The following is a 25,459-nucleotide window of genomic DNA, read 5'->3' as shown; positions in this document are numbered from 1 at the left end:
CGTACGCTTGACCGGTGTTCTCCCCCCAGGGCCCGTCGCTGCGCGAGCTGGCGGTGCAGGCGCTGTCCTCCGTCGAGCACGGCTACGACCTGCTCGCCCCGAAGTTCGACCGGACGCCGTTCCGCACCCCCGACCGCGTCCTCGACGCGACCGCCGAGGCGCTGCGCCCGCTCGGGCCGTTCGGCGACGGGCTGGACGTGTGCTGCGGCACCGGCGCGGGCGTCCGGGCCCTCGCCCCGGTCTGCCGGGGCGGGATCACGGGCGTCGACTTCAGCGCCGGCATGCTCGCGCAGGCGCGCCGAGCCCATCCCGACGCCGCCTGGGTGCGGGCGGACGTCCGCGCCCTGCCCTTCGCCGACGCCTTCGACCTCGCGGTGACCTTCGGGGCGCTCGGGCACCTGCTGCCCGCCGAACGTCCCGCGCTCTTCGCCGGCGTGCACCGCGCGCTGCGGCCCGGCGGGCTCTTCGCGTTCCCGATCGGCGCGCCGCCGCCGCCGACGTCCCCCCTGTACTGGGCGCTGCTCGGCTTCGACGCGGCGATGCGGGTCCGGAACGCCGTCTGGCGGCCCCCGTTCGTCATGTACTACCGCACCTGCCCGCTGGGCGCCGTCCGCGACGACCTGGCCGCCGCGGGCTTCACCGTGACGACCGTCCCCCTGACGTCCCTCGGACGGCGCGACGACGGGAGCCCCCGGGGCCGCCTCGTCCTCGCCCGCCGTCCGGCCACGACGGGCTCCTGACCTCGAACGACGTCGCGGGCCCGAGCGTGTTCTCCGTCCCGGTGGGCAGGAAGACCGCCATGAAGGTCGTCGTCATCGGGGGTACGGGCCTGATCGGGTCCAAGGTCGTGGCGAGGCTCGCCGAGGACGGGCACGAGGCGGTGGCGGCGTCGCCGAACACCGGCGTCGACGCCCTCACCGGCGAGGGCCTCGCCGAGGCCCTGGACGGCGCGTCCGTCGTCGTGGACGTGTCGAACTCCCCGTCCTTCGAGGACGCCGCGGTGCTGCGCTTCTTCGAGACGTCCACCGGCAACCTGCTCGCCGCGGAGCGGAAGGCCGGGGTCGGCCACCACGTCGCGCTGTCGGTGGTGGGGACCGCGCGGCGGCCCGACGTGGGGTACTTCCGGGCGAAGCTCGCCCAGGAGAAGCTGATCAAGGAGTCGGGGATCCCCTACTCGATCGTGCACGCCACGCAGTTCTTCGAGTTCGTCCGCCGGATCGCCGACGAGGCCGCGGACGGCGACGCCGTCCGGATCGCCCCGGTCCTGTTCCGTCCCGTCGCGGGCGACGAGGTCGCCGCGACGGTCGCGCAGACGGCGTCCGGCACACCGCTGAACGGCACCGTCGAGATCGCCGGCCCGACGCAGTACCGGATGGACGACTTCTTCCGCGAGGCCCTCGCGACGTGGGACGACCCGCGCGAGGTCGTCACCGACCCGCACGCCCGCTACTTCGGCGCGGAGATGCACGAGGGCGACCTGGTCCCCGACAACGGCGCCGTCCTCGGCGAGACCGACTACACCACCTGGCTCCAAACCACCCCCCACTGACCCCCACCCCGGGCCGGGCCGGCGTCCGCGGACGATCCGGCCGCGAGGTCCGCCCGAACGTGGCCATTTCCCTCACTTCGCCTTCGCGGGGCCAGGAGCCGTACGAGCATGGGAGCGCACCGACGTCGAGGAGCCCCCCATGTCTTTCACCGAGCACATCGCGCCGATCTTCCGTGCGGCCCTGGAGGTCCTGCGGGAGGAGGGCCGGCCGATGCAGCCCGCCGAGGTTCGGGAGGCGGTGGCGACCCGGGTGGCCATCGCTCCCGAGCACGAGAGCCTCAATGCCCACGGGCAGGTCCGCTGGCACGCGCAGCTGGGTTTCCGCACCGGGGAAGCGGCGTCGCTGGGCTGGATGACCAAGCGGAACGGCTGGGCGATCACCCCGGTCGGTAGCCAGGCTCTCGAGGAGTTCTCCGGAGACGAGCTCTACCGGGAGTTGGTGCAGCGGTATCGTGCGCGGCGGCAGGCGACCGAGGTGCGGTCCTACACAGACCCTCGATGGGCGCAGGTGCGGGACGCGCTCGCGCGGGTGGCCCCCGGGTTCTGGACGACCTACGGGGACCTCGCCGGGTTGGTCGGGCTGTCGGCCATGTCCGTCGGCGGCTTCATGGCCGAGGCCGCGGTTCCGGGTGCGCACAGGGTCCTGCAGCGCAGCGGCAAAGTCGCGAAGGGGTTCCGCTGGCCGGACCCGGAGCGCACGGACGATCCGTACGATGTGCTGCGGCAGGAGGGGCTCACCTTCGACGGTGCCGGGCGGGCCGACCCCGCGAAGCGGATCACCGTCGAGGATTTCCGCGGCATGTTCCCCGAACTGGCCGGCCGAACGCCCGCTCGGGACGCCGACGAGGAGCCCGACGAGGGCCCCGGGCCCTTCGACCAGTTCCAGCAGAACATCAGCTATGCGCGCCAGCTCGTTCGCGGCGGCAAGAGCCTGGAGCACCTCGGGGTGGGCGCCTTCGATGTCACCGACCTCTACCGCGCGGCCTGGAGCCAGGCCGTCGCGGCGATCGACCACTGGGTCACCCGGGAGATCGTCGACCGGGGCGTCGTGCTCGCGCTGCGCCCCGGTGTGCCGCGCCCGGCCAAGTTCGACAAGCTCACGATGCCCGTCCAGTTGTTCGAGCGGATCCACCACCATTCGGAGCCGCTCGCGGAGACGTTCCGCACATACCTGGAGGATCACTTCGAGTTCAAGACGTTCCAGAGCCCCGAGAAGATCGCGGAAGGCTTCGCGCACGTCAGCGAGGTGAAGCTCTGGGTGAAGGTGGCGGAGATCCTCACCGCGCAGGACCCGAGTTCCCCGGTGACGTCCGACGAGGTGCGCACCAGGATGCGGGAGATCGCCCGGCGCCGGAACAACATCGCCCACACCGCCGACCACGATCCCGGGCAGCCGGACCAGAAGCTGCCCATCACCGCGGACGAGGCGGAGGAGACCATCGACTGGCTGGAGTCGATCGCGATCGCGATCCAGGAGGCCGTCGGGGACCCGCCCGCGGCGACGGCCGACTACGACTCACCGCCGTTCGCGCCGGGCGTCCTGGGGGACGTCCCCGAGCACTCCGGCGGCCGCCGGGCGGACGCGCCGGGCGCGAAGCCGCAGTGGGACGAGGAGAGCCTGCTGCAGGCGATCGCCCGGCATTGCCCCGACGACGTCGCGTCGACGCTGCTGCGGGTGTACCGGCACGCCGAGCGCAAGGCGGCGTTCCGCGGCTATCACTATGGCGAGGGCGAGTACCCCTCCGTCACGGCCCGGTTCAGCGTCGGGACGGACGAGGCGTCCGTCTGGAGCATCTACGTCGGTGTCTCGAAGTCCGTTCTCTCGATCAACTTCGGGGCGCTGCGCGGCCACGGGGTCCCCGTCGACGCCCTCACCCGGCTGGCGGCGGCCCTCTCAAGGCTTCCGGGCTGCGAGAAGCTGCCCGGGCAGTTGCGGACGTCGGGGTATGCCGACCGCGTTTCGATCGAACCGACCGCGCTGGGTCGGCCGAAAACGCCCGAAATCGTCATCACCGCGTTCGACGAGCTCTTCGGCTCGGCCAACGGAAGGGCCTGACGCGCGGACGTCGTCAACGGCCGGATCCGCCTTGGGGCCGCGTGCCGTGCGTCCATGTGGGGCGCGACTTGTGGCGGTGGACGGTTTCTTTGCCGGGCGGGGTCGGTTGGGGCTCGGCTGGCCGGGTATCGCTTGCCTGAAATATTGGCATATCACCTGGTCAGGGAGGGGTTCTCATGACTGGGACGATGCGAGCTCCCCGCAGCCGCGGCATGCTCAGCGGGCTTCTGCTGGTGCTGCTGGCGCTGTGGGGCGGGCTCATTCCGTTCATCGGGCCGTACTTCGACTTCGGCTTCGGGTCGAGCGATCCGTGGGTGTGGTCCAACGACTGGCTGGTCCTGTCGGTCCTGCCGGCGATCGCCGTGGGGATCGGCGGCCTCATCCTCATGTTCACCGCGAACCGGCCCGTCGCCATGTTCGGCGGGTGGCTGGCGGCCCTCGGCGGGCTGTGGTTCGTCGTCGGCACCACCATCGCCGCGCTGTGGAACATGGGCGTGGGGACGGCGCTCGGCGGCGAGGCGCGGCAGATCACCGAGCGGCTGACCTTCTTCGAGGGGCTCGGCGCCGTGATGATCCTGCTGGCGGCGCTGGCACTGGGCCGGTTCCTGGTGGTCGGCGTGCGGGAGGCACGGCGCGCGGAGGCCGAACGGCGCCCCGTCGACGACCGCGCGGGTCCCGAGTACACCGCCGTCCCGGCGCAGCGCAAGCGGCACTTCCACCTCGGCAGGCCGAAGGCGGGCACCGGCGCGGGACGGTCCACGCGCAGGGAGTGACGCCCGGCGGACCCCGGACCGGACGCCGCGGTGACTACGATTGCCGCGGGTTCGGTCGGGAGTTCGTGGAGGACGGGCATGACATCGCCGCGCAGGATCGGTGCGCCGGACGCCAAGAACCGGACGGCGCTGCTGGACGCGGCGGAGCTGCTGATGCTCGAGGAGGGGTACGCGGCGGTGACGTCGCGGCGGGTCGCGGCGAAGGCCGGGCTCAAGCCCCAGCTCGTCCACTACTACTTCCGGACGATGGACGAACTGTTCCTGGAGGCGTTCCGGCGGCGGGCCGAGGAGGGCGTCGAGCAGCAGGAGCGTGCGCTGGCCTCGGCGCAGCCGCTGCGGGAGCTGTGGGCGTTCGGCACCGACCCGGCGGCGACCGCGCTGACGATGGAGTACGTCGCGCTGGCGAACCACCGCAAGAGCCTGCGGGACGAGATCGGCCGGTACGCCGAGCGGATGCGGGTGATGCAGGCCGAGGCCATGGAGCGGCTGGCGGAACGGTACGGGATCGACCTCGGGGAGTATCCGGCGCCGTTCCTGTCGGCGCTGCTGACGAGCCTGTCCCGGCTGGTGACGATGGAGAGATCCCTCGGGATGTCGGTGGGGCACGACGAGACCGACGCGGTCGTCGAGCGGTTCCTGCGCCGGTTCGAGGGCCCCGCGCGCGAGGGGCCCCGGACGGCCGGGGCGTCCGGGGCCGGGTAGCGGTCCGTCAGTCGAGGACGTAGCGGGGGCGGGCGTGCGCGCCGTGCTCCCGCTGGCGGCGGACGGCGTACGCGCCGGGCGCGACGCCGCTCGCGCCGTGCTCGGGGTGCATGAGGTAGGCGACGGCGGACGTCTCGAAGACGCCGAGGCTCAGCAGCGTGGAGTCCTGGACGTGCGTCGTCCAGCGGCACGTGCCCGGTTCGGCGACGAGGGAGTGCGTGTTGCCGCCCGCGACGCCGCGGAGCAGCTCGACGCCCTCGGGCGGCACGTCCGTCCAGGCGGCGTTCGTCCGGACGTGGACGGACGCGGACAGGACGTGCAGCGGGACGACGATCAGGTCGCCCTGCGCCTGCAGGCCGTCGATGACGGGGACGGCGAGCGACGCGTCGAGGCGGGCGAGGTCGGACAGGACGGTCATGTGATCACCTTCAGGTTCGGCGGGCGAGCGCGGCGTACTGGTCGGCGGACAGGCCGTAGGTCCAGCCGGCGGCGGCCACGGGGTCGGTGAAGTGGCCGGGGACGGTGAGCCCGTAGCGGCGGCGGGTGCCGTCGCGTTCGCGGGAGCCGTTGACGGCCAGCAGGACGCGGCCGTCGCCGCGCAGGTCGTAGAGGCGGAGTTCGTGGCCCGGGTTGCCGGGGTCGGGCGCGGCGCCGAGCAGCGTCAGCCCGAGGGCGTCGACGTAGGCGGGCCAGCCGACGCGTTCCAGCGCGCACCGCCTGACCTCGACGTTCTCCTCGCGTTCGATGCGCGCGGCGTCCGGGTCGTCGATCACCCAGGACGGGACGGGCGTGCCGTGCCACGCGTGGACGGTCCAGCCGTCGCGGTACCGGACGGCGGGGCCGTCGGCGCTGTGCAGGCGCACCTCGCCGCGGTCGCCGGCGGGTTCGGTGCGGATCTCGGCGGGACGTTCGGAGACGACGCAGACGTCGCGGCCGGGCCACCAGGGGCCGCACCCGCGGACGAGCGCCGCCCAGGGGGCGATCCGGCGGTCGAGGCCGGGGGCGAAGGCGGCCCCGGCCAGGCGGCGCAGGGCGTCGTGGCGCGCGACCCAGGAGACGCATCGGCTCGCCGTCCAGAACGCCCGCCGGAAGGGTCTGCCGGACGACTCCAGGGCTCGGTCGAGTGTGGCGAGGTGCGACCGTTCGAGCGGGCCGGCGACCTCCCACCGGAGGTGGGTGTCGGCGCCCCTCAGGGTGCGGTCGATGTGCGTCCGGATCTCGCCTTCCAGCTCGATGGCGAGCCGGTCGAGGCTCTTCGGCAGCGGCCAGGCGGACGGACGGCCGGGGGGTTCGTCGCGGCGGGGCCGGTGGGCCGGCGGGACGGTCATGGCGGCCGTGGCCGGGGACGCCACCCAGTGGAAGCGGGGCGGGTCGTGCCCGATCCGCCGGTACAGCTCGGAGATGGCCGCTTCGGCGGCCGGTCGGTCGGCGGGCTCGGTGGAGAGGAGGCGGCCCAGCCATTCGTCGCGGACTTCGGCGGCGTCACGCCGCGGGACGGCGCTCACCGCATCGGGGCGGTGCGCCCCTTTCCGTGGATCATGCCCGGATGCTGGCAGACCGGCGCGCCCGCTGTCCAGCGGGTTTCGCGGTAGGGGGTCAGCGCTGCTGGTGCGGCGGCGGCTGCTGCTGGTGCGGCTGCTGCTGCTGGTGCATCGGGGCGGGGACGTGCCCGGCGGGCTGCTGCCAGCCGCCCGGGGGCACCTGCGGCGCGGCGGCACGGGTGCCGGACGACAGCTGGAAGCCGAGGCCGATGAGGACGAACGTCAGCCCGGCGACGATGAAGTTCAGGCACGTGGCGAGCTGGATCTGGATCTCGGCCTTGTCCCCGTCGGGCTCGTCGCCCCGCGCGCCGGCGACGAGGGTGCCGAACAGGGCGAAGGCGATGAGGACGACCCCGATGCCGGCGCAGACCACGAAGAGGGGGCTGATCTTCTTTCCAGGCATTCCCGAACAATAGCGACTCGTCCCCGTACGCACCGTCAGGGCGCCTGTTTCGGACGGTCCGATTCACCGGCTCGCGCGCCCGGCCCGGGGCGCGGCGGCGCCGGACGGGCCGGTGCCCCGCCGGGGGCGTTTGCGAGCGTCCGGTTCGGGGATGCGGCGCCCATGCGCCGACCTCATCGTCTGATCATGGACAACACCCTCCTTCTGCTCGCCGAGGGGTACGCGTGGCTGCCCGGCCTCTTCCGGGGCACCGACCGGCCGGCCGTCCGCACCCGGCTGCTGGGCAAGCCGACGGTCGCGCTGCGCGGGCCGGACGCCGTGCGGTTCTTCTACGACGACGACCACGTGCGGCGGCGCATGGCCCTGCCGGAACCCGTGCTCAGCACGCTGTTCGGGCACGGGGGCGTCCAGACGCTCGACGGGCACGCGCATCGTGTCCGAAAAGAGCTGTTCGTATCGCTCCTGGAGGACCCGGAGGGCGTCGAGGGGCTCGTCGCGCACGTCCGGGCCGCATGGGACGAGCTGGTGCGGTCCTGGGAGGAGCGTTCGCGCGCCGTGGTGTTCGACGAGGCGAGCCGGGTGCTCGCGCGGGGCGTGTGCCGGTGGGCGGGCATGCCGCTGAACGACGACGCCGCCGACCACCTCGCCCGCGACGTCACGGCCATGGTCGACGGGTTCGCGACGCCCGGCCCCCGGCACTGGCGGGCGCGGGCGGCGCGGCGGCGGCAGGAGGCGTGGGTCGCGGGCCTGGTGAGCGAGGCGCGGGCGCGGTCGTCCGGGGAGGGCGGCGGCCCGCCGGCGCGGTCGGCGATCGCCGTGGTGGCCCGGCACCGGGACGCGGACGGGCGGCTCCTCGACCCCCGCACGGCCGCGATCGAGCTGCTGAACATCGTCCGTCCGACGGTCGCGGTCGCCTGGTTCGTCACGTTCGCGGCGCACGCGCTGCACCGGTGGCCGGAGCACCGGGAGCGGCTGGCGTCCGGGGACGACGCGTTCGCGACGGCCTTCGCGCACGAGGTGCGGCGGTTCTACCCGTTCGCCCCGTTCGTCGGGGGCGCGGCGGTGCGCGGCACGCGGTGGCGCGGGGAGACGATCCGGGGCGGGGCGCTCGTCCTGCTCGACCTGTTCGGGCAGAACCACGACCCGGCGCTGTGGGACGAGCCGTACCGGTTCGACCCCGACCGGTTCGCCGGCGCCGAGATCGACCCGGACGTCCTCGTCCCGCAGGGCGGCGGCGACCCCCGCACCGGCCACCGCTGCCCCGGCGAGACGATCACCGTCGAGGTGCTGAAGTGCCTCGGCGTCCGGCTGGCGCGCCTGCAGTACCACGTGCCGCCGCAGGACCTCGCCGTCCCGCTGCGGCGCGTCCCGACCCGGCCCCGCAGCGGGTTCGTCATCGCGGGGGTGCACACGGCCCCGGCCCCGCGCGGAACGGGCGCTCACCGTGCGTCATGAACAACTGTTTGACCTGCGGAATCTAGGTTAGAAGGGGTGAAAGCTCTCCAATTCCGAAGGGGGAAGTCATGGCGGAACGGAGAGAGACCTCGGCGCACGCGGCTCCGGGGGGCCGCGAGCTCGAACAGGACGAGTTCCACGTGTGGGAGGACCGGACGCGGGTGTTCCTGCAGCCGGTCGCCGCACCGTCCATCCTCGGACTGTTCGGGTTCGCGGGCGCGACCATGATGGTCGGCGCCTGGCAGGCCGACTGGTACGGCAATCCGACCACGCCGCTGGTGCTGTTCCCGTTCGTCCTCATGTTCGGGGGGCTCGCGCAGTTCCTGGCGGGAATGTGGTCGTACCGGGCGCAGGACGGCCTGGCCACGGCCATGCACGGCATGTGGGGCGCGTTCTGGCTGGCGTGGGGGCTGATGTGGCTCATGGTCTCCGCGGGCGTGTTCCCCGTCGAACTCGTTCCCGCCTTCGGTGAGTCGAACGCGGCGTTCGCGTTCTGGTTCGTCCCGCTGGCCGTCATCACCGGCTTCGGCGCGTTCGCCGCGCTCGGCCGGAACATGATGCTGACGCTGCTGCTGGCGGCGCTGGCCGTGGGCGCGGGGTTCACCGCGGCGGGGTTCTTCGCCGGATCGACCTGGCCGCTGCGCATCGGCGGCTGGCTGTTCGTGGTGTCCGCGGCGATCGCGGTCTACACGGCGGCGGCGATGATGATGGAGAACACCGTCGGGCGGACCGTCATGCCGCTCTTCAAGACCCGCCGGGGCAAGTACGTCCCGGAGGGCCCCGGACCCAGCAGGCCGCTGGAGTACCGGTACGGCCAGCCGGGCGTCAAGATCGGCCAGTGACCCGGCCCGACTCCATGCCGCTCCTTCCCGGTTGCGGCATGGAGTCCCCTTTGTCGGGTTTACCGTCCCCCTCCCCTATCCTGGGCCGCACATGACCCACGAGGCCCAAGGGGAGCGGTATGCCGATCAAGGTCCGGCGGACGGCACGGCGTGCGTGGCGGCGGGTCGCCCGGGCCTACCTGCAGGCCTGCGCCCGGGACGACGCGGCCGGCCGCGGCGTCCAGGTGCCGAGCGGCGTGTGGGTCTGCGAGCGCTGCGAGCACGCGGTGCTCGAACTCGCGGCGTTCCGCGAGCACCTGCGCGTCGTCCACTCCCTGTGACGCGCGCCGACGCCGCGCGCGGCAACGGTGATCGGCAGCGCGCCCCTACCGTCGGGACGGCGGTCTGTGCCAGGATTTGATCACGATTTCATGGTCATTTCTCATCATTTCTTGAGACTCATCGCATAGAACCGGATACATGCGCTTCACACGTCGAAGGTTCCTGGTCCTGGGCGGCGCCGTCGGGCTCACCGGCGGGGCGGCACTGGTCAGCGGCACGGCCCCCCTCCGCGGGGCCGAGGCCCCCGCGGCCCCCGCGACCGGTCCGTACGTGACCATGCCCGAACTGCGGCCCCCGCAGATGAGCGCGCGCCGCGGCGGCGTCCCCGAGAAGGGGCTGGTGTTCCTCGGCCCGTTCCGCGGCACCGCGCACGCCGACGGGCTGATCGTCGACGACGAGGGCGAGCCCGTCTGGGTCAACACGTCCCTGCAGACCATCACGGACCTTCGCGTGCAGACCTTTGAAGGGCGGCCCGTCCTCACCTACTGGGAGGGCGAGCGCCGCACCGGCGGCTACGGCTGGGGCAAGGGCGTCGTCCTCGACGACGCCTACCAGAAGATCGCCGAGGTGCGGGCGGGCGGCGGCGAAGGCGTCCAGGTCGACCTGCACGAGTTCCAGCTCACCGACCGCGGCACCGCGCTGATCGTCGCGTACCCGCTGGTCCGCGCCGACATGCGCGCCATCGGCGGGCCGCGGGACGGGCACGTCTTCGACAACCGCGTCCAGGAGATCGACGTCCGGACCGGCCGGGTGCTGTTCGACTGGAGCGCCCTCGAGCACATCGACATCGCCGAGACCGTCACGCCCCTCGCCGACAACGCCGACGGGACGGACGGCAAGCCGTTCGACCCCGTGCACGTCAACTCCGTCGAGGCCGACGGCGACGCCCTCCTGCTCTCCGCCCGCAACACCAGCGCCCTCTACCGGATCGACCGCCGGACGGGCGCGATCCGCTGGCGGCTCGGCGGCACCCACGGCGACTTCGAACTCGGCGAGGGCGTCGAGTTCAAGTGGCAGCACGACGCCCGCCGCCGCCCCGACGGGACGATCACGCTGTTCGACAACGCGATCACCGAGGCCGAGACCGGCTCGTCCCGCGGCATCATCCTCAAGGTCGACGAGCGCGCCCGCCGCGCCGACCTCGTGTGGGAGTACACCGACGGCGTCACGTTCGCCCACTACATGGCGAACATGCAGATCCTCCCCGGCGGCAACGTGTTCCTCGGCTACGGCTCGACCGCCTCCGCCATCGAGTACACCCCGTCCGGCGAGGTCGTCTTCGAGCTCGAGACCGGCCAGTCGTCCTACCGCGCGTACCGCCAAGCGTGGACCGCCCAGCCCGGGACGCCGCCGCTACTGGCGTCCCGCTCCACGGCGAGCGGCATGCGCCTGTACGCGAGCTGGAACGGCGCCACCGAGGTCGCGGCCTGGCGGTTCCTCACCGGGCCCGACTCGTCCCGGCTGTCGGCCGCGGCGACCGTCCGCCGCACCGGTTTCGAGACGTCCGCGCACGTCAAGCGGGCCGCGACCGCCGTCGCCGTCGCGCTCGACGCGGACGGCGCCGAACTCGCCCGCTCGATCCCGCTCAACACCCGCAACAAGGCCGCCTCGGCCTGACGGCGGCCGGTTCAGGCGCCGAACCCGGGGATGCGCGGGCGCAGCGACGCGGGCGGCTCACCGATCCCGCCCGACGCGAACCGCACGACCACACCGCCCTCCGCCTCGCCCGCCAGCTGCATCGCGAGAACCCCCGTCTGCTTCTCGGGAGCGGGCGGGGCCCCGCCGGACACGCACATGGAGCCGCCGCCGAACTCGTGGAAGGTGAGCGTGCAGCCGCCCTGGAGGTCGCCCGAAGACTCTCCCCCGCCTTCCGTCACGGTCGTGAAGCTCAGCCCGGACGGCCGGACCTCCGTCACCGACACCGCGGCGATCGTCCCGTGACCGCCCACGGCGATCTCGACCGGGCCGGTCACGAGGATCTCGCAGTTCCCGTCGGCGCAGGCCGCGACGCTCGTCCCGTCCGCCGCGGTCGCGGGCGCGGCCTCCGGCGTCCCGCCGCCGCAGCCGCCCGCCGCCGGGACGACGAGCAGGGCCGCGGCCACGAGCGGCAGCGCGCGCGGATTCCGTGGCCGTACCGGCGATGTCCGCTCAGTCATGCCGCACTGCCCTCCTTTTCGACGGGCGGCCAGCGTAACGAGGTCCCCCCGGGAGGGGTCCCGCGCTCGCGGAAACGTGCACCATTTCGGCATTATTCGGCGGTTGGCCGGTCATGGACAATCAATGTCGCGTTTCCCTTTCGCCCGTTCCACGGTGCCAAGATCGCCGTATGCGGCGCGGTCTTCTGATCCTCATCGGCGGCGCGGTGCTGGTCTGGGCGACCCTCCGCTGGGGCTGGATTCCCGTCCTCGTGGCGGCCGCCGTCCTCGGCGGGCTCGTCCTGGCCCGCAGGCGCGCCCGGCCGCCGCGGGGCCACCCGGGCGACGGCATCGGCGTCCGTCCCGTGGCTGGCCGGCTGAATCCCCCGGCCCCGGGTGCGTGACCCGCGACCCTATTCGCAGAACCCCGGCATCGGGCCGTCAGTGTCGGCGAGCATCGCGTGCGCTGCTCTCCAGGGCGCCGGCGTTGAGGGCCCGCAGCCGGTCGAGCTCGCGGCGGTCGCGCTTGGTGGGACGTCCCGCGCCGCGCTCGCGCCGGGCGATCGGTATGAGCGCCTCGCGCGGCGGCGGAGGCGGGCTCTTGTCGGTCAGGCACTCGGCCGCGACGGGCGCGCCGACCCGCTTGCGGATGACCTTCCGCACCACCACGATCCGCTCCCGCCCCTCGAGCCGAAGCCGGATCTCGTCCCCCTCCTTCACGGACGTCGCGGCCTTCGCACGCTCGTCGTTCACCCGAACGTGCCCCGCTTTACACGCCGCCGTGGCCTGCGACCGCGTCTTGACCAGCCGCACCGACCACAACCAGAGGTCGACCCGCACCGACCCGCCTTCTGCCATGGTGACGACTGTAGCCAAGCGCCCACCCCACCGGTCACCCCATTTTCACCCCCCGCCGACCGCGCGGAACACCCCCACCGACCCACCTGACAACCTCCCCGCGCTCCCGAGCGCGGACAGCAGCTACCAACCGCTGGGGGCAGGTGTGGGGTGGGGTGGGGCCGGTCGTCCGGGTGGACGGCCGGCCCCGGGTGGGTGTCAGCGGGTTCGGGTGCGGAGGCCGTGGCCGTAGCGGAACAGGGGGTCGTAGTCGCGGTCGCCGATGTTGACGGGCTCCTGGGCCTCGCTGCGGGGCCAGGAGACGGGGAGCTTGCCGGTGAAGGGCTCGCGGCCGAACAGGACGTCCGCGACGCCGGCGCCCTCGCTGCCGGGCAGCCAGGACATGACGAACGCGTCCATCTTCGGCAGGAGGTCGGTGACGATCTGGGGGCGGCCCGCGACGTCCAGGACGACGCAGGTGTCGATGGCGGCGCAGACCTTCTCGACGTTCGCACGGTCGGCGGCCGAGAGGTTCAGCGTGTGGCCGTTGCCGACGTCGCCGACGCCCTCGGCGTACGGGGTCTCGCCGACCACGACGACGCCCACGTCGGCGCCGTCCGTGGGGGCGGACGCGTCGGCGCTGTAGGTGACGTCGTCCGCGTACTGCTCGATGCCCTCCAGGATGGTGGTGCCGGGGATGATGTCGCCGGACTGCCCCTGCCACGTGACGGTCCAGCCGCCCGCCTGGTTGCCGATGTCGTCGGCGTTCACCCCGGCGACGTAGATGTCGTCGCGGCGGTCGAGGGGCAGCGCCCGGTCGTCGTTCTTCAGCAGCACCTGGGATTTCGCGACGGCCTCGCGGGCGACGGCGCGGTGCTCGCGGGAGCCGATATCGGACGCGTTGGAACGGTCGGTGTACGGGCGTTCGAACAGTCCGAGCTCGAACTTCGCGGTGAGGATGCGGCCCACGGCGTCGTCGATGCGGGACACCGGGACGCGGCCCGCCTCGACCTCGGCGATGAGCGTCTCCACGAACTGCGGGGCGCTGTAGGGCTCCATGAACATGTCGACGCCCGCGTTGACGGCCGTGCGGACCTGCGTCGGGAAGTCGCCCGGGATCTGGTGGATCGCCTCCCAGTCGCTGATCAGGAAGCCCTCGAAGTCCATCCGGCCCTTGAGGACGTCGGTGAGGAGCTCCTTGTGCGCGTGCATCTTCAGCGGGTTCCCGGTGCCGTCCTCGGTCCAGTCGACGCTGGAGAAGGACGGCATGATGCTGCCGACGTCGTGCTTCTTGATGGCCCGGACGTACGGGACCAGGTTCGTCTTCCAGAACGTCTTCCGGTCGGTGACCGTGACGCCCTGGTCGATCGTGTAGGTGCCGGTGGTGGACGACCCGAACCTCGTGTCGCCGTCGCCCGCGTAGTGCTTCACGGTGGCGAGGACGTGCTCGGGGTCGTCGAGGTCGCGGGACGGGCGGCGGCCCTGGTAGCCCTCGACGGCGGTGGTCATGCGGGTGACGAGTTCGGGGTCCTCGCCGAAGCTCTCGTACGTGCGCCCCCAGCGGACGTCCCGGGTCACGCAGACGCACGGGGCGAACGTCCACTGCGGGCCGGTCGCGCGGGTCTCCTCGGCGGTGATCTCGGCGGCCCGCTGGACGAGGCGGGGGTCGCGGGTGGCGCCGAGGCCGATGTTGTGCGGGAAGACGGTGGCGCCGACGAGGTTGTTGTGGCCGTGCACCGAGTCGACCCCGTACAGCAGCGGGATCTTCAGCCGAGTGCCGAGGGCGCGGGACTGGAACCCGTCGACCATGTCGGCCCAGCCGTCGGGGGTGTTCGCGGCGGGGGTGGAGCCGCCGCCCGACAGGACGGAGCCGAGGCCCAGCCGCGTGACCATCTCGGGGTCGCCGGCGACGGCGCCGCGTTCGGCCTGCGTCATCTGGCCGACCTTCTCCGCGAGGGTCATCCGGCCGAGCAGGTCGTCGACGCGCTTCTCGACGGGCAGGCGGGGGTTGAGGTAGGGGGCGGTCCGCTCCTGGGCCACCGCGGGCTGTGCCGCGATGGCGGACGGCACGGCGGCGGTGACCGCCAGCGCGATCATGATCCGCCCGATCCGGGGGGCGGGTCCGAGGGGGTGTCGCAAGTCGTCCCTCCGTGGGTCGCTTCGGCGACGCCGCGCGGCCCGGCGGACCGCGCGGCCGGCGACCGGGGGGCACGGCTCGCCCGGACGGCCGTGCACCCCTCACCGGCTCTGCGTCACCGCGAAGGTCCCCCGACGGAGATCATCTGTCAAGAAGGGAGGCGGGTGCGGAGCGCGGGACGGCGTGGCCGGAGTCGGCCGCCGCCGTCCCGGGCCGGGTCAGCTCTTCCGGCCGCCGCCGGTGTGCCGCCCGCCCGCGGTGTCGCGGGACCGGCCGGCCTCGCCCTCGCGGGTCACCTCGACGCGCTCCTTGCGCAGCTCGCTGCGGACGGTCTGCTCGTCCTGCACCTGCTCGGTGCGGACTCGCACCCGCTCGACCGGCACGGCCTGCTTGGTCACGACGGGCCGCTCCTCGTAGAGGACGATCTCCTTGTCGTCCTCGGTGATCGTCACGCGGGTGCCCGGCTGCACGTCGGTGATCGGCTCGCGGTCGATCTTGATCTCGTCGTGCGTGCACGGCACCGTGCGCTCGACCGTCTCGGTCTCGATCCACTTGCGGACCCGGACCCGTCCGGCCTCGTGCCGCTCGGTGCCGACGTGGATCTGCTCCTCGCACCGGACGATCTCCGTCAGCCCGCCCTCGGCGGCCGTCTCGGCCTCCGTGCGGGTGCGCTGCTCGGGCATCGTGCGTCCGGCGGCCGCGTCGGGCGCCGTCCGCCCGGCCTGCTCGCCGCGCTTCGTCCGGTCGGGGCGGACGGCCATGCCCGCCGCCCCGGCGGTGCCCGCGGCGCCCGCGGTGCCGGTCGTCCCGGACGGTCCGGCCGGTGCGGCGCGCCCTTCGGCGCGGCCGGTGTCGGCCGTCCGGCCCCGCTCGCCCGTCCGGTCCTGCTCGCCGGCCTGACCGCCGGTGCGGCCGCCGGCCGGGGGCCGCACGCCGTAGTGCCGGTACAGGTCGACGATCTGGGCGTGCGACAGGTGCTCGTCGGCGTCGACGTTCGGGGCGCCCTTGATGGTCTCCTTGTCGTAGGGGACCTGGAGCATGTCCGCGTCCTTGTGCGAGCCCGTCAGCGGGACGAAGCTCTCCCGCATCCCGAACCAGCCGGTGTGCACGGTGATCCACTCCGGGGCGCCGGAGTCGTCGTTGAGGTAGACCTGCTTGATCGTGCCGACCTTGGTCCCGTTGGTGTCGGAGACGCTCATTCCCATGAGCTCCCGCACCTGTGTCTGCGTCTGCACGTTGAACACCTCCGCTTCCGCGTCCGCGTCCGGCCGGCGGGCGGGACGGCCCTGCCGGTGCGGCGGCGCGCCCGGCGCGCGTCACTCGGCCGCGGCGATTCCGAAGTCGGGCGCCGGCGCCGGACCCCGGTGCCCTTCGTTGTAGTTGATCCCGGGTTGCCGGATTTCACCACGGGGGTAACCGCATGGGACGCCGGTAAACCTGTTGACGTAACTCTCGGTGACTATCTACCAGATTCTTACCTGCCGCTCTCTGGCGAGCACCCCGCCGCGATCTACGCTGCGTCACCGAGAATGAATCCCACAAAAGGGACGAACAGCCATTTATTGGTGGCGAAAAATCCCCGGATGGAGATCATTTTATGAAGCCGCAGTTTCCCTTTTCACGTGTCACGCAAGACTGTCGAGGGGAGCGCCCGGTGATCGGAGCGCGAGGACGCCTGCGACACATCGGAGATCAGCTATGGACGACTTCTCACCCGCGCCCCGCCGGCGACGGGCGACACCGACGTTCGGGCGGGGCGCGGCCCGCACCGGCGGCGGGCACGGCCGCCCGCGCGGCACCGGCCCCGCCGTCCGGCGCCCGCGCGCCGCGCTGGTCGCGGGAGCGCTGTCGGCCGCCGCCGTCGCCGCCGCGGGCCTGGCGGGCGCCGCGGCCGCGACCGCCGCCGCCCCGCCCACGTGGTGCGCCGAGAAGGGCCCGCTCGCCGCCCGGACGATGCCGAACACCATCGACATCGCCGAGTGCGACCTGCGCGGGCGCGTGGTGACCGGCGCGGGCGGGCTCACCGCGACCGTCCCCCGGGACGGCACCTCGGTGGCCGCGCACTCGATGCGCACCGACGGCGCCGCCGAGCTGCGCATCGAGGTCGACGACCGGGCCGGGCAGATCATCATCAGCACCGGCAGCGTGCGGAGCCCGCAGGGCCGCCCCCGCGACGTCCGGGCCCCGCTGGAGGCGTGCAAGGACGGCCGGTACCGTGCGCAGCCGAGCAAATGGCCGAAGGGCGCGACCGTCGAGTGGCGGTACCACGCGGGCGGCACCGGACGGCCGAACACCACCATCGCGAAGGGCGTCTCCAACGCCGTCGACGCGCACACCGACTGCCGCAGCGACGGGCAGTTCAACCCGCCGCCGAACGTGTACGAGAAGTACCTCGGGGAGGCCGCGCAGCCGCCGAACCTGACGGACGCGGCGGCCTGCGGGCGGCGGGACGGCGTCAACACCTTCGGCTGGCTCGCGATGGCCGGGGCCGAGGGCAACGTGCTCGCCGCGACGTGCTCGTGGTTCGCCGGGCCGACCACCGTCGAGACGGACATGGCCCTGCAGGCGCGGGGCCGCGAATGGTGGTCGGGCGAGGGCGCCTGCCCGCAGGGCGCGTTCGACACGACGGCGGTCGCGACGCACGAGACCGGGCACGTGCTCGGCCTCTCGCACGTCGAGGGCACCGGCCGCTCGAACCTCACGATGGCGCCGAGCGTCGGCCCGTGCGACGACGGGCCGTCCACGCTCGGCAAGGGCGACTACGACGGGCTGATCGCGCTCTACGGCGCCCGCTGAGCGCCGCCCGCCGGGCCCGTCAGCCCTTGGGGGCGAGTCGCCCGACGACGATGAGGCGGCGCTCGTCCGTCCCCTTCGGGTGGCAGGTGATCAGCGTGACGTACGCGCCGTCCGGCGGGCTCCACGGCCGGTACGGGACGGGCTCGAGCGCGTCGCGGTCGTCGGGCATCGTGATGCGCTTGTCCTGCACCCGGTAGGTGTACGTGCGGCCGCCCGCGCGCAGCTCGATCGCGTCGCCGGTCTTCAGCCTGTCGAGGTCGAGGAACGGGCGCAGGTGGGTGGTCCGGTGCCCGAGCAGGACGGTGTTGCCCTGCTCGCCGGGAAGCGCCGTCCCCGGGTAGTGCCCGACGCCGTGCTGCAGCACGGGCTCCGACACGCCCTCCAGCACCTTCGCCTTCACCGCGATGCGGTCGATGGCGATGCTCCCGATCTGCTCGCCGCCGCGTGCACGGCCGACCGCGGCCGTCCCGGGCTCCGCGGCGGTGCTCCCGGTGCCGGGAGCCCCCGGACCGGCGGGTTCGGCCCGGCCCGGGTCGAGTTCGAGCACGGACGTCACCGACGACACGGCCGCGACCGGGCCGGCGAGCGCGCCGGGACGGGCGGGACCGGCGGACGCCCGCGCGCCGGGGGCACCGGCGGCGGTGGACACGGCGGCGGTGGACACGGCTGCGGTGGACACGGCGAGGACGGCCGCCACCGGGACGGCCGCGGGGATCAGCTTGCGCACGGACATGTCGTCTCGTTCCTCTCGCTACGGCGGGCGGCGGCACGGCCGCCGCGTCCGGTGACGGCACGGAGGGGACGGCACGTCTGCCGTCCCCTCCGGGCGATCGATCGATCGTTCCGATCCGCGGACGCCGCGACGCGACCTGGCCGCCCGACGCCCCGCGGTGGCGTCCGGTCGCCCGGTCCGCCGCCGCACCGGCCGCGGATCGTCAGCTCCGGGTCGTTCCCGGACCGGCCGGCGCGGAGCCGCACCGCACCGTCCCGTCCGTTCCGGACCCGGTCACTCGGGTCTCGCTCAGTTCGTCGCCGGCGAGTTGATCTCGACGGGCATCTCGTCGAGCGGCAGGCGCGGGCCGACCTCGCCCGGCTGCACGCCGACGGCCTCGGTGACCGGCGCCGTCTTCTTCAGCGAGCCGACGAGGTTCCGGACGGTCTCGGCCACGCGGTTCCGGTTGGCGGCCTTGGCCGGCTTGGCGGCGCGCTGGTTCGCGGCCGGCTGCGCGACGGGCTCGGCGACCCGGGTGACGGCGCCCTTGGCGACCGACTCCAGCGTGGTGGTGACCTGACCGGTGATCTGCTCCGGCCCCGGGGCGGCGGCGGTCCGGGCGGCGCCGCCCTTGCGCAGGGTCGGCGGCAGGTCGTGGTCGTCGCCGTCACCGACGGACGCGCCGCCCTTGCAGAACGCCTCGGACACGCCCAGCACCGCGACCGAGTTGCCGCACACGTTGATCGGGACGCTGATCGGCGCGTAGACCTGGTTGCCGCCGAGGATGGAGAAGTTGCCCGAGGTCTTCATGTCGGGCTTGCCCGACCGCTCGACCTCGGCGCCGCCCTTGCAGTGCGCCCGGGACAGGCCGAGCACCGCGACGGAGTTGCCGCACACGTTGATCGGCGCCGAGATGGGCGCGTACACCTGGTTGCCGCCCAGGATCGAGAAGTTCCCGGCGGTCTCCATGTCGGCGCCCTTGTCCGAGCCGCCGTGGCCGTACCCGCCGTCCCAGCGGTCCGCGGACGAGGCGCGGTAGCCGTAGTCGTGGTGGCCGTGCCCCTTGTCGTGGCCGTGGCCCTTGTCGTGGCCGTGGCCCTTGCCGTGGCCGTGGCCCTTGCCGTGGCCGTGGCCCTTGCCGTGGCCGTGCCCCTTGCCCTTGCCGTGGCCCTTGTCGTGGTGGCCGCCCTTGCCGTTGTCGAACTCGACCTCGGCGCCGCCCTTGCAGTACGCCTGGGAGAGCCCGAGGACGGCGACGGAGTTGCCGCACACGTTGACCGGGATGCTGATCGGCGCCTTCACCTGGTTGCCGCCGCCGATGGAGAAGTTCCCGGAGGTCTCCATGCCGCCGCCGCGCCCGTGGCCGTACCCGCCGTGGCGCCCGTTCTCGAACTCGACCTCGGCGCCGCCCTTGGAGGCGGCCTGCGACGCGCCGAGGATCGCGACGGAGTTGCCGCTGACCTCGACCGGGATGGAGATCGGCAGGTAGACCTGGTTGCCGCCGAGAATGGAGAAGTTCCCGGCCGTCCGCATGTCGGCGTGGGCGACCGCCCCGGTGGCGCCGAAGCTCGCGCCGACGGCGACCGCGCCCGCGGCGACGAGCGCGGCGCGGCTGGTGTTCTTGGTCCAGTTGCGCATTTGTTGCTCCTGTCTTTTTCGGCGATTCGATGAATCGGTGGATCGGCTGCACGACATCTTCCGGATGTGCGCAGTGCGCAACGGCCGGACGAGGCCGATGCTCATTCGGATTCGCTTTCTTCGCCCGTCCCGATGGATCGGGCGCCATGAGGAAAGCGGTGTGGACGGTGATTTCTCGGGCGGCCGGGAACGGCCGCGGAGGCCCAGCGGCGGGACGCACTCACCGGTGCGCGGCCGCCGGGGCGGGGAATCGCTAGTCGGGGACGACGGCCGGGCGGCCCGGCGCGGCGATGTCGGTCAGGGACGTGCGGCGGAAGGCGCGCAGGTCCATGCCGAGGGGCGCGGCCGGGTCGACCGCGGTGGCCAGGTCGGCGAACGGCGCGAACGGGTGCCCGCCGGGGGCGGATCCGCCCCGCGGGTTGCCGTCCTGGCCGGGCAGCACGGGCGGCGTGTCGGCCGGGCCGTGCCCGCCCCGGCACCCGGCGCAGCCGCCGGGCTCGGGCAGGTCGTCGGCGTCGACGGCGCCGGCGAACTGCGCGGGGACGGCCTTGCCGTCGCCCACGTGGACGGCCTTGCCGGTGTACGCCGGCTTCTCGGGCTCGCCCTGCTCGTCGTGCTCGGCGCCGTCCTGTGCAGCGGCGGGCGCGTCGCCCGCGGGCCGCGGCGGCGCCGCGGGGTCGGTGACCCCGCGGACGATCTCGGTGAGGGTCGGCCGTCCGGTCTCGCCGCCGTCGCGGACCCGCACCTGCGGGACGCCCGCGGCGTCGCCGAGCTCGCGCACGGCGCGGACGGCGGCGTTCTTGTCGCGGACGATGTCGCGCCCGCGCTCGGCCAGGTACCCGACCGGACGCTCGCGCACCTCGTCCACGTCGTCGGCGACGACCTCGGCCGTCTCCCGGGGCGACCAGTCGCGCTGCAGCTTGAAGTGCCGCAGCGTGGCCAGCCCGGGCTCGTATCGCGCGGCCGGGCCCGCGGCGGGGCCGGAGGCCGGGCCGTCGGCGGGACCGGCGTGCGGGCCGTTGATCGGGCGGGAAGGCCGGGCGGGGCCGTCCTGGACGGCGGGGCCGGCCGGGCCGGCGAGCGGGCCGGCGAGGTCGTGCGGGGCGGCGCTCCGCGGCGTCCCGTCGTCGGCCATCGCGGCGTCGTTCAGCGCCGCCAGCACGATCCAGCCCGCGAGCGCGAACCCGGCGACCGCGACCAGCCGGGCGACCGAACGCACGACGTGGGCATGCCGACCGCGGAGGCCGTCGGCCTCGCGCCGGATCGGTGCCGCGTCCACGTCCGGATTCCCCCTTCGCCCGCGCATCCCGGTTCCCGTTCGGGACCGGTTCCTGATCGGTCGAGAGCGACGGTAGCACTTTCCGGCGCGCGATCACGGGACGATTTCAATTTCCGCCCAGCGTGTCTCTCGGCGAATCCCGGAAGCCGCGCCCGCCTTTTCCGGCCCGACACCTTCCCGGGGCCGGCACACCATTACTCCGTTATTAGTCCGATTCTGGGGGATATGTCGAGACTCGTTCTTCGGGACATGTATGCCGACCGGTATCGGGCTGCGTTAGATTCGGCGGACCCGGCCGTCCCGGCGAGGAGTCCCACGATGACCGACCCCGCTTCCCCCGTCGCGCCCGCGGGCGACGCCGCGCGCGCGTTCCGCCGGGGCGTGCGGCGCCTCCCGGGCGTCCCGGCTCCGCGCCCGCGCCGCCGGACCGTCCGCCGGGTGCCCGAGGCGCGGCTCGTCGCGGCGCCCCGCACCCGTCCGTCCGCGTGGACGCTCTACGCCCGCTGGGAGTGGCGGCGGGCCGACCGCCGCTCCTGACCGCCGCCCCGCCGTGCGCCCGTCCGCCGGACGGCCGATGCCGGCGCGCCCTCGTGCGGGTGCGCCGGCATCGGCGTTCGGCCGGGTCGTTCGGCGGGGTCGGGCCGCCGTCAGGTGCGGAGCGCGTCCGGGCCGGGGACGGCGCCCGGACGGCGGAGCGGCGTGCGGCCGCGCGGGGTGGTGCGGATGATGTGCCCGGAGATGCGGCGCGCGGCGAAGCCCGAGCCGTGCACGAACCGCATCACCGGCCCGAACGTCGCGGCGGCCGCGAGGCCCGCGAAGTACAGGCCCGGCATGGACGACTCGAAGTCGCGGGACAGCACGGGCGACCCGAGCCGGGACTTCACGCGGGCGCGCAGGTCGGACGAGAGCACGGTGAGGCGCGCGAGGTCCGGGACGAAGCCGGTCGCGCAGATGACGTGCTCGACCTCGACGACGTCGCGGCGGCCGTGCCGGTCGGTGGTGGTGACGGCGATGCCGTCGTCCTGCTCGATCGCCTTCAGCAGGTGCACGCCGGTGGTGACGCGGACGCGCTCGTCGCAGCGGTCGCGCAGCCACCAGGCCCCGGCGGGCGGGAGCGTCTCGCGGACGAGCCGCTGCCGCGTCGCCTCCGGCAGGTGCCGGACGAGCCCGGGCCGTTCGGCCCACAGCCAGGTGCGGTAGCCGCTGCCGAGGCCGGAGCGGGGGCCGCCGCGCAGCTTCTCCGGCAGGGAGCGGCGCTCGTTCGGGCGCGGGTTCCAGTCGAGGCGGACGCGGCGGGCGAGGACGTGCGGGCGGGCGCCGAGGTCGGCGAGCAGGACGGCGGTCTCGAGCGCGGACTGGCCGGAGCCGACGACGGCGACCTCCTTGCCGCGGAACAGCCCGAGGTCGTTGTGGTCGGTGCTGTGCGAGACGAGCCACGACGGCATGCCGGTGAGCTCTTCGGGGACGTGCGCGAACGGGCCGACGCCGACGGCGACGACGACCGTCCGGGTGGGGATCTCCTCGCCGTCGGCGAGGGCGACGACGTACCCGGGGCCGCCGCGCTCGACGTTCACGACCTCGCCGGGGGTCGTGCAGGGTGCGCACACGGACGCGAACCAGCGGCCGTACGCGACGAACGTCTCCAGGGGGATCGGCTGGCCGAGGCGCCACCCGGGGTTGCGGTCCGTGAACGCCATGCCGGGCTGCGGCGCGCCGAGGCTGGACGCGAACGGCTCGGACTTCAGGTACATGCCGGGCGGCATGCCGACGTCCCAGAACTGCATCGGCGTGCCGATGACGCGGACGTCCAGGCCGATGTTCTGCAGGTGTGCGGCGGTCGACAGCCCGTAGGGCCCGGCGCCGACGATGACGACGTCGATGGCCGAGTCGCTCATGTGCAATTCCCCCGTTGAGTTAGGTGCGGTTCAGGCTCGGGACGGACGGTCCCGGTGCGCGTCGCGGAACCGTTCGGCCGCGCGCAGCGCGCTCTGCCGGCCCATCGCGAGGAAGGGCCGCAGGTCGTCGCCCGCGTACCAGGCGAGTTCGTCGGCGGCGCGCAGCGGGCGGAGGGCCCCCGTGCGCGGCCGCCGGCCGATCGCCTGCCCGAGGTAGTGGTTCTCCACCAGCAGGTTGCGCCCGATGACCGGCCGGGCGGCCGGGACGGCGCGGCCGGACTGGTCGAGGTGCAGGGCGCGGGCGAGATCGAGGCCCCGCGCGTCGGTGAACAGCCGGAACTGGGCGCCGATGCGCGGGTTGAAGTCGAGGAGGCGGTAGTCGCCGGTGGCGGGGTCGCGGCGGAAGTCGAGGTCGACGAGGCCGCGGCAGCCGAGCAGCCGGACGATGCGGACGGCGAGGTCGTGCACCTCGGGGTTGTCGACCCACTCGCCGGCGACGGTGTGCCCGGCCTGCGGCGGGTGCGCGAGGTGCTTGCGGCCGACGCCGCCGTACAGGCAGGCGTGGGCGGCGTCGAAGTAGCCCTGGAAGAACCAGTCGCCGCCGTCGGGCGGGATGCGGCGCTGCAGGACGAGCGGACCCGCGTCGTGGTCGGCGCCCGCCGCGAACAGCCGGCGGACCTCGGCGGCGTCGTGGACGAGCGTCGTGCTGCGCAGCCCGCGCGGGAGCAGCCAGGGCCGCGCCCACTTCGCGATGACCGGCAGGTCGAGCGCCTTGACGGCGTCGTCGACCTCGCCGGGCGTGGCGGGGACGCGGGCCTGCGGGGCGGGGACGCCGTGCTCCTCGCAGGCGGCGAGGAGGCGGGCCTTGTCGGCGACGCGGCGCGGGACGTCCGGGTCCTGCGGCGGGACGACGAAGCGGGGGGCGAGCGCGTCGGCGTACTCGGCGGCGAAGATCGCGCCGGCGTCGTCCATCGGCAGCAGCAGCGCGGGGCCGTCGGGGATCCGTTCGCCGATCATGCGCAGGTGGCCGAGGAGCGCGGACGGGCGCTGCGCGGGCGGCGCCCACGGGTGGCCGCGGTGCAGGTAGCGGGAGCGGGCCACCGGGCTGCGGCGGCTCTCCAGGATCGCGTGGACCCGCACTCCGGCGCGTCCGAGGGAGCGGATCACGCCGAGGGTGCCGTGGTGGAAGTGGTTGTGGTCGGTGCGCAGCAGCAGGACCGGGAGGGCGGGGTCGAGGTCGGGCCGGGCCCCGCGCGGGTCGGGCGCGCCGGGCTCGGCGGGCGCCCCGGTCAACGGGCCCGTTCCTGCGGGTTGCGGCGCACGGCGGCCTTCCTTGTCACTGGGTAAAATTTTCCATCGAACACTTTGCTGATTTGTTCGGGTTGTGCCCGACCGGGCATAAGGATACGCATGCGAGCAACGGATATCCATTCATCCGGACGGTCGTCACAGCGAGCACGTAAACGACCTATGCCGTTCTGCCCGCTCTCCGTCGCGCTAACCACGACGGTGGCGCTCATCGCACTGAACGCGTCCTCCATAGTCCCTTTTCCGGCGCTTCCGACATTCCTGCGGGCGGAGTCGTCGGAGACAAAGGAGAAATACGTTCCGCTGGGGGCGTTCCTCGGCTCGGGCCCGGAGGGCGTCGCGCGCGTCCCGCACTTCGCCGAGTGGCTCGGCTCGACCGTGACCGTCGGCCACACCTACCTGCCGGGCGACAGCTGGGCCGCCATCGAGGGCCCGGCGGGGATCATCGAGCCGTGGGCCGAGTGGACGAACGCCGACCCCCGCCGCATGCTGGTGCTCAACGTGCCGATGATGGCGGAGAACGAGGAGTGGGTGCCCTACCCGGTCATGTCGACGCTCCTCCGGCAGGGGGCGAGGGGCCGGTTCGACCGGCACTACCGGACGCTCGCGAAGCGGCTCGCCGCCGCCGACGCCGGGGACGCGATCATCGTCCTCGGCTGGGAGATGAACGGGAACAGCTACACCGGCCGGTGCGCCCCCGACCCGAAGGCGTGGCGGGCGTACTGGCGCAGGATCGTGGAGGCGATGCGGGCCGTTCCGGGGACGAACTTCCGGTTCGATTTCACGCCGACCCGCGGGCGCGACGCGATTTCGTGGACGACGTGCTACCCGGGCGACGACGTCGTCGACATCATCGGTTCCGACAGTTACGACCAGCCGCACGGGGCGACGTTCGAGGACTACGTGAACGAGCCGTACGGGCTGCGCGACCAAGCGGAATTCGCGCAGGCCCGCGGAAAGCCCATCTCGTTCGCCGAATGGGGCCTGTTCCGCAATTCCGACAATCCCGAATACATCCGGGGGATGCACCGCTGGATCATGTCGCACGACGTCGTCTACCAGACGATCAGCGACTACTGC

Annotated in this window: 24 protein-coding genes and 1 pseudogene; 13 read left to right on the top strand and 12 right to left on the bottom strand. The window is 73.7% G+C overall.

Annotated elements, in window-relative coordinates:
- Positions 1 to 14: 14 nt before the first annotated feature.
- The 5 genes from AB0L25_RS10695 to AB0L25_RS10675 all read left to right on the top strand — a co-directional run bounded on the left by AB0L25_RS10695 (position 15) and on the right by AB0L25_RS10675 (position 5,080).
- Positions 15 to 740 carry a class I SAM-dependent methyltransferase gene (locus AB0L25_RS10695; protein ID WP_500170714.1) on the top strand — a complete coding sequence of 242 codons (726 nt, stop codon included), beginning with the start codon at positions 15 to 17 and terminating at the stop codon, positions 738 to 740.
- 59 nt (positions 741 to 799) lie between these two features.
- Positions 800 to 1,549, top strand: a complete 750-nt coding sequence (locus AB0L25_RS10690) for an SDR family oxidoreductase (RefSeq protein ID WP_500170712.1) — start codon at positions 800 to 802, stop codon at positions 1,547 to 1,549.
- A 139-nt stretch (positions 1,550 to 1,688) separates the two neighbouring features.
- Positions 1,689 to 3,605, top strand: coding sequence for a hypothetical protein (locus AB0L25_RS10685; RefSeq protein WP_500170710.1), 1,917 nt, complete (start codon positions 1,689 to 1,691; stop codon positions 3,603 to 3,605).
- A gap of 176 nt (positions 3,606 to 3,781) precedes the next feature.
- The gene (locus AB0L25_RS10680) at positions 3,782 to 4,378 is read left to right on the top strand and encodes a hypothetical protein (protein WP_500170708.1); all 597 of its coding nucleotides are present in this window, start codon (positions 3,782 to 3,784) and stop codon (positions 4,376 to 4,378) included.
- A 78-nt stretch (positions 4,379 to 4,456) separates the two neighbouring features.
- Positions 4,457 to 5,080: a TetR/AcrR family transcriptional regulator gene (locus tag AB0L25_RS10675; protein ID WP_500170706.1), complete on the top strand. Its 624-nt coding sequence runs from the start codon at positions 4,457 to 4,459 to the stop codon at positions 5,078 to 5,080.
- A gap of 7 nt (positions 5,081 to 5,087) precedes the next feature.
- Here AB0L25_RS10675 and AB0L25_RS10670 read toward each other — a convergent pair whose 3' ends face one another.
- The 3 genes from AB0L25_RS10670 to AB0L25_RS10660 all read right to left on the bottom strand — a co-directional run bounded on the left by AB0L25_RS10670 (position 5,088) and on the right by AB0L25_RS10660 (position 7,024).
- A complete protein-coding gene (locus AB0L25_RS10670; RefSeq protein ID WP_500170704.1) occupies positions 5,088 to 5,498 on the bottom strand; it encodes a DUF8820 family protein in 411 nt (136 codons plus the stop codon).
- Positions 5,499 to 5,508: 10 nt separating this feature from the next.
- Positions 5,509 to 6,585, bottom strand: coding sequence for a DUF6745 domain-containing protein (locus AB0L25_RS10665; protein ID WP_500170702.1), 1,077 nt, complete (start codon positions 6,583 to 6,585; stop codon positions 5,509 to 5,511).
- A 91-nt stretch (positions 6,586 to 6,676) separates the two neighbouring features.
- Positions 6,677 to 7,024 carry a hypothetical protein gene (locus AB0L25_RS10660; RefSeq protein ID WP_500170700.1) on the bottom strand — a complete coding sequence of 116 codons (348 nt, stop codon included), beginning with the start codon at positions 7,022 to 7,024 and terminating at the stop codon, positions 6,677 to 6,679.
- A gap of 186 nt (positions 7,025 to 7,210) precedes the next feature.
- Here AB0L25_RS10660 and AB0L25_RS10655 point away from each other — a divergent pair, with 186 nt between their 5' ends.
- The 4 genes from AB0L25_RS10655 to AB0L25_RS10640 all read left to right on the top strand — a co-directional run bounded on the left by AB0L25_RS10655 (position 7,211) and on the right by AB0L25_RS10640 (position 11,259).
- Positions 7,211 to 8,479 (top strand): cytochrome P450, encoded by a 1,269-nt coding sequence (locus AB0L25_RS10655; protein ID WP_500170698.1) that lies wholly within the window; start codon positions 7,211 to 7,213, stop codon positions 8,477 to 8,479.
- Between the two features lie 68 nt (positions 8,480 to 8,547).
- On the top strand, positions 8,548 to 9,321 hold the full coding sequence (locus AB0L25_RS10650; protein ID WP_500170696.1) for an acetate uptake transporter: 774 nt from the start codon (positions 8,548 to 8,550) through the stop codon (positions 9,319 to 9,321).
- Positions 9,322 to 9,440: 119 nt separating this feature from the next.
- A complete protein-coding gene (locus AB0L25_RS10645) occupies positions 9,441 to 9,641 on the top strand; it encodes a hypothetical protein (protein ID WP_500170694.1) in 201 nt (66 codons plus the stop codon).
- Positions 9,642 to 9,780: 139 nt separating this feature from the next.
- Positions 9,781 to 11,259 (top strand): arylsulfotransferase family protein, encoded by a 1,479-nt coding sequence (locus tag AB0L25_RS10640; RefSeq protein ID WP_500170692.1) that lies wholly within the window; start codon positions 9,781 to 9,783, stop codon positions 11,257 to 11,259.
- 11 nt (positions 11,260 to 11,270) lie between these two features.
- Here the strand turns inward: AB0L25_RS10640 and AB0L25_RS10635 are convergent, their stop codons facing one another.
- Positions 11,271 to 11,798: a hypothetical protein gene (locus AB0L25_RS10635; protein ID WP_500170690.1), complete on the bottom strand. Its 528-nt coding sequence runs from the start codon at positions 11,796 to 11,798 to the stop codon at positions 11,271 to 11,273.
- Positions 11,799 to 11,968: 170 nt separating this feature from the next.
- Here AB0L25_RS10635 and AB0L25_RS10630 point away from each other — a divergent pair, with 170 nt between their 5' ends.
- A complete protein-coding gene (locus AB0L25_RS10630; RefSeq protein WP_500170688.1) occupies positions 11,969 to 12,181 on the top strand; it encodes a hypothetical protein in 213 nt (70 codons plus the stop codon).
- A 37-nt stretch (positions 12,182 to 12,218) separates the two neighbouring features.
- On the opposite strand, the gene AB0L25_RS10625 is transcribed toward AB0L25_RS10630, so the two are convergent.
- From AB0L25_RS10625 to AB0L25_RS10615, 3 genes are all read right to left on the bottom strand, one after another.
- Positions 12,219 to 12,635: an RNA-binding S4 domain-containing protein gene (locus AB0L25_RS10625; protein ID WP_500170687.1), complete on the bottom strand. Its 417-nt coding sequence runs from the start codon at positions 12,633 to 12,635 to the stop codon at positions 12,219 to 12,221.
- 198 nt (positions 12,636 to 12,833) lie between these two features.
- Positions 12,834 to 14,753: a glycoside hydrolase family 3 protein gene (locus tag AB0L25_RS10620; protein WP_500170685.1), complete on the bottom strand. Its 1,920-nt coding sequence runs from the start codon at positions 14,751 to 14,753 to the stop codon at positions 12,834 to 12,836.
- A 216-nt stretch (positions 14,754 to 14,969) separates the two neighbouring features.
- Positions 14,970 to 15,986 (bottom strand): DUF2382 domain-containing protein, encoded by a 1,017-nt coding sequence (locus AB0L25_RS10615; protein ID WP_500170683.1) that lies wholly within the window; start codon positions 15,984 to 15,986, stop codon positions 14,970 to 14,972.
- A 463-nt stretch (positions 15,987 to 16,449) separates the two neighbouring features.
- Between AB0L25_RS10615 and AB0L25_RS10610 the strand changes: the two genes are divergently transcribed.
- A complete protein-coding gene (locus AB0L25_RS10610) occupies positions 16,450 to 17,547 on the top strand; it encodes a matrixin family metalloprotease (protein ID WP_500170681.1) in 1,098 nt (365 codons plus the stop codon).
- A 19-nt stretch (positions 17,548 to 17,566) separates the two neighbouring features.
- Here AB0L25_RS10610 and AB0L25_RS10605 read toward each other — a convergent pair whose 3' ends face one another.
- The 3 genes from AB0L25_RS10605 to AB0L25_RS10595 all read right to left on the bottom strand — a co-directional run bounded on the left by AB0L25_RS10605 (position 17,567) and on the right by AB0L25_RS10595 (position 21,176).
- A complete protein-coding gene (locus AB0L25_RS10605; protein WP_500170679.1) occupies positions 17,567 to 18,280 on the bottom strand; it encodes a class E sortase in 714 nt (237 codons plus the stop codon).
- A gap of 288 nt (positions 18,281 to 18,568) precedes the next feature.
- Positions 18,569 to 19,897: a chaplin family protein gene (locus tag AB0L25_RS10600; RefSeq protein WP_500170677.1), complete on the bottom strand. Its 1,329-nt coding sequence runs from the start codon at positions 19,895 to 19,897 to the stop codon at positions 18,569 to 18,571.
- A gap of 253 nt (positions 19,898 to 20,150) precedes the next feature.
- The gene (locus tag AB0L25_RS10595) at positions 20,151 to 21,176 is read right to left on the bottom strand and encodes a hypothetical protein (RefSeq protein ID WP_500170675.1); all 1,026 of its coding nucleotides are present in this window, start codon (positions 21,174 to 21,176) and stop codon (positions 20,151 to 20,153) included.
- Positions 21,177 to 21,494: 318 nt separating this feature from the next.
- Here AB0L25_RS10595 and AB0L25_RS10590 point away from each other — a divergent pair, with 318 nt between their 5' ends.
- The gene (locus AB0L25_RS10590; RefSeq protein ID WP_500170673.1) at positions 21,495 to 21,713 is read left to right on the top strand and encodes a hypothetical protein; all 219 of its coding nucleotides are present in this window, start codon (positions 21,495 to 21,497) and stop codon (positions 21,711 to 21,713) included.
- Positions 21,714 to 21,823: 110 nt separating this feature from the next.
- Here AB0L25_RS10590 and AB0L25_RS10585 read toward each other — a convergent pair whose 3' ends face one another.
- A complete protein-coding gene (locus AB0L25_RS10585) occupies positions 21,824 to 23,071 on the bottom strand; it encodes an FAD-dependent oxidoreductase (protein ID WP_500170671.1) in 1,248 nt (415 codons plus the stop codon).
- Positions 23,072 to 23,101: 30 nt separating this feature from the next.
- A complete protein-coding gene (locus AB0L25_RS10580; RefSeq protein WP_500170669.1) occupies positions 23,102 to 24,364 on the bottom strand; it encodes a carboxylate--amine ligase in 1,263 nt (420 codons plus the stop codon).
- Between the two features lie 117 nt (positions 24,365 to 24,481).
- Between AB0L25_RS10580 and AB0L25_RS10575 the strand changes: the two are divergent.
- A pseudogene (locus tag AB0L25_RS10575) lies at positions 24,482 to 25,225 on the top strand (glycoside hydrolase family 26 protein); the annotation flags it as partial.
- Positions 25,226 to 25,459 lie beyond the last annotated feature (234 nt).

The organism is Spirillospora sp. NPDC052242 (assembly GCF_040679555.1).
GTDB lineage: Bacteria > Actinomycetota > Actinomycetes > Streptosporangiales > Streptosporangiaceae > Spirillospora.
Note: the sequence above shows the minus strand (reverse complement) of the source record. Positions and strands in the feature narration are given on the sequence as shown.

Bases quoted from the DNA above. Each gene is read 5' to 3' on its own strand.
- AB0L25_RS10650 (WP_500170696.1), top strand. From the start codon at position 8,548: ATGGCGGAACGGAGAGAGACCTCGGCGCACGCGGCTCCGGGGGGCCGC.
- AB0L25_RS10690 (WP_500170712.1), top strand. From the start codon at position 800: ATGAAGGTCGTCGTCATCGGGGGTACGGGCCTGATCGGGTCCAAGGTC.
- AB0L25_RS10640 (WP_500170692.1), top strand. From the start codon at position 9,781: ATGCGCTTCACACGTCGAAGGTTCCTGGTCCTGGGCGGCGCCGTCGGG.
- AB0L25_RS10675 (WP_500170706.1), top strand. From the start codon at position 4,457: ATGACATCGCCGCGCAGGATCGGTGCGCCGGACGCCAAGAACCGGACG.
- AB0L25_RS10670 (WP_500170704.1), bottom strand. From the start codon at position 5,498: ATGACCGTCCTGTCCGACCTCGCCCGCCTCGACGCGTCGCTCGCCGTC.
- AB0L25_RS10630 (WP_500170688.1), top strand. From the start codon at position 11,969: ATGCGGCGCGGTCTTCTGATCCTCATCGGCGGCGCGGTGCTGGTCTGG.
- AB0L25_RS10600 (WP_500170677.1), bottom strand. From the start codon at position 19,897: ATGCGCAACTGGACCAAGAACACCAGCCGCGCCGCGCTCGTCGCCGCG.
- AB0L25_RS10655 (WP_500170698.1), top strand. From the start codon at position 7,211: ATGGACAACACCCTCCTTCTGCTCGCCGAGGGGTACGCGTGGCTGCCC.
- AB0L25_RS10685 (WP_500170710.1), top strand. From the start codon at position 1,689: ATGTCTTTCACCGAGCACATCGCGCCGATCTTCCGTGCGGCCCTGGAG.
- AB0L25_RS10610 (WP_500170681.1), top strand. From the start codon at position 16,450: ATGGACGACTTCTCACCCGCGCCCCGCCGGCGACGGGCGACACCGACG.
- AB0L25_RS10680 (WP_500170708.1), top strand. From the start codon at position 3,782: ATGACTGGGACGATGCGAGCTCCCCGCAGCCGCGGCATGCTCAGCGGG.
- AB0L25_RS10625 (WP_500170687.1), bottom strand. From the start codon at position 12,635: ATGGCAGAAGGCGGGTCGGTGCGGGTCGACCTCTGGTTGTGGTCGGTG.
- AB0L25_RS10590 (WP_500170673.1), top strand. From the start codon at position 21,495: ATGACCGACCCCGCTTCCCCCGTCGCGCCCGCGGGCGACGCCGCGCGC.
- AB0L25_RS10635 (WP_500170690.1), bottom strand. From the start codon at position 11,798: ATGACTGAGCGGACATCGCCGGTACGGCCACGGAATCCGCGCGCGCTG.
- AB0L25_RS10585 (WP_500170671.1), bottom strand. From the start codon at position 23,071: ATGAGCGACTCGGCCATCGACGTCGTCATCGTCGGCGCCGGGCCCTAC.
- AB0L25_RS10605 (WP_500170679.1), bottom strand. From the start codon at position 18,280: ATGTCCGTGCGCAAGCTGATCCCCGCGGCCGTCCCGGTGGCGGCCGTC.
- AB0L25_RS10645 (WP_500170694.1), top strand. From the start codon at position 9,441: ATGCCGATCAAGGTCCGGCGGACGGCACGGCGTGCGTGGCGGCGGGTC.
- AB0L25_RS10660 (WP_500170700.1), bottom strand. From the start codon at position 7,024: ATGCCTGGAAAGAAGATCAGCCCCCTCTTCGTGGTCTGCGCCGGCATC.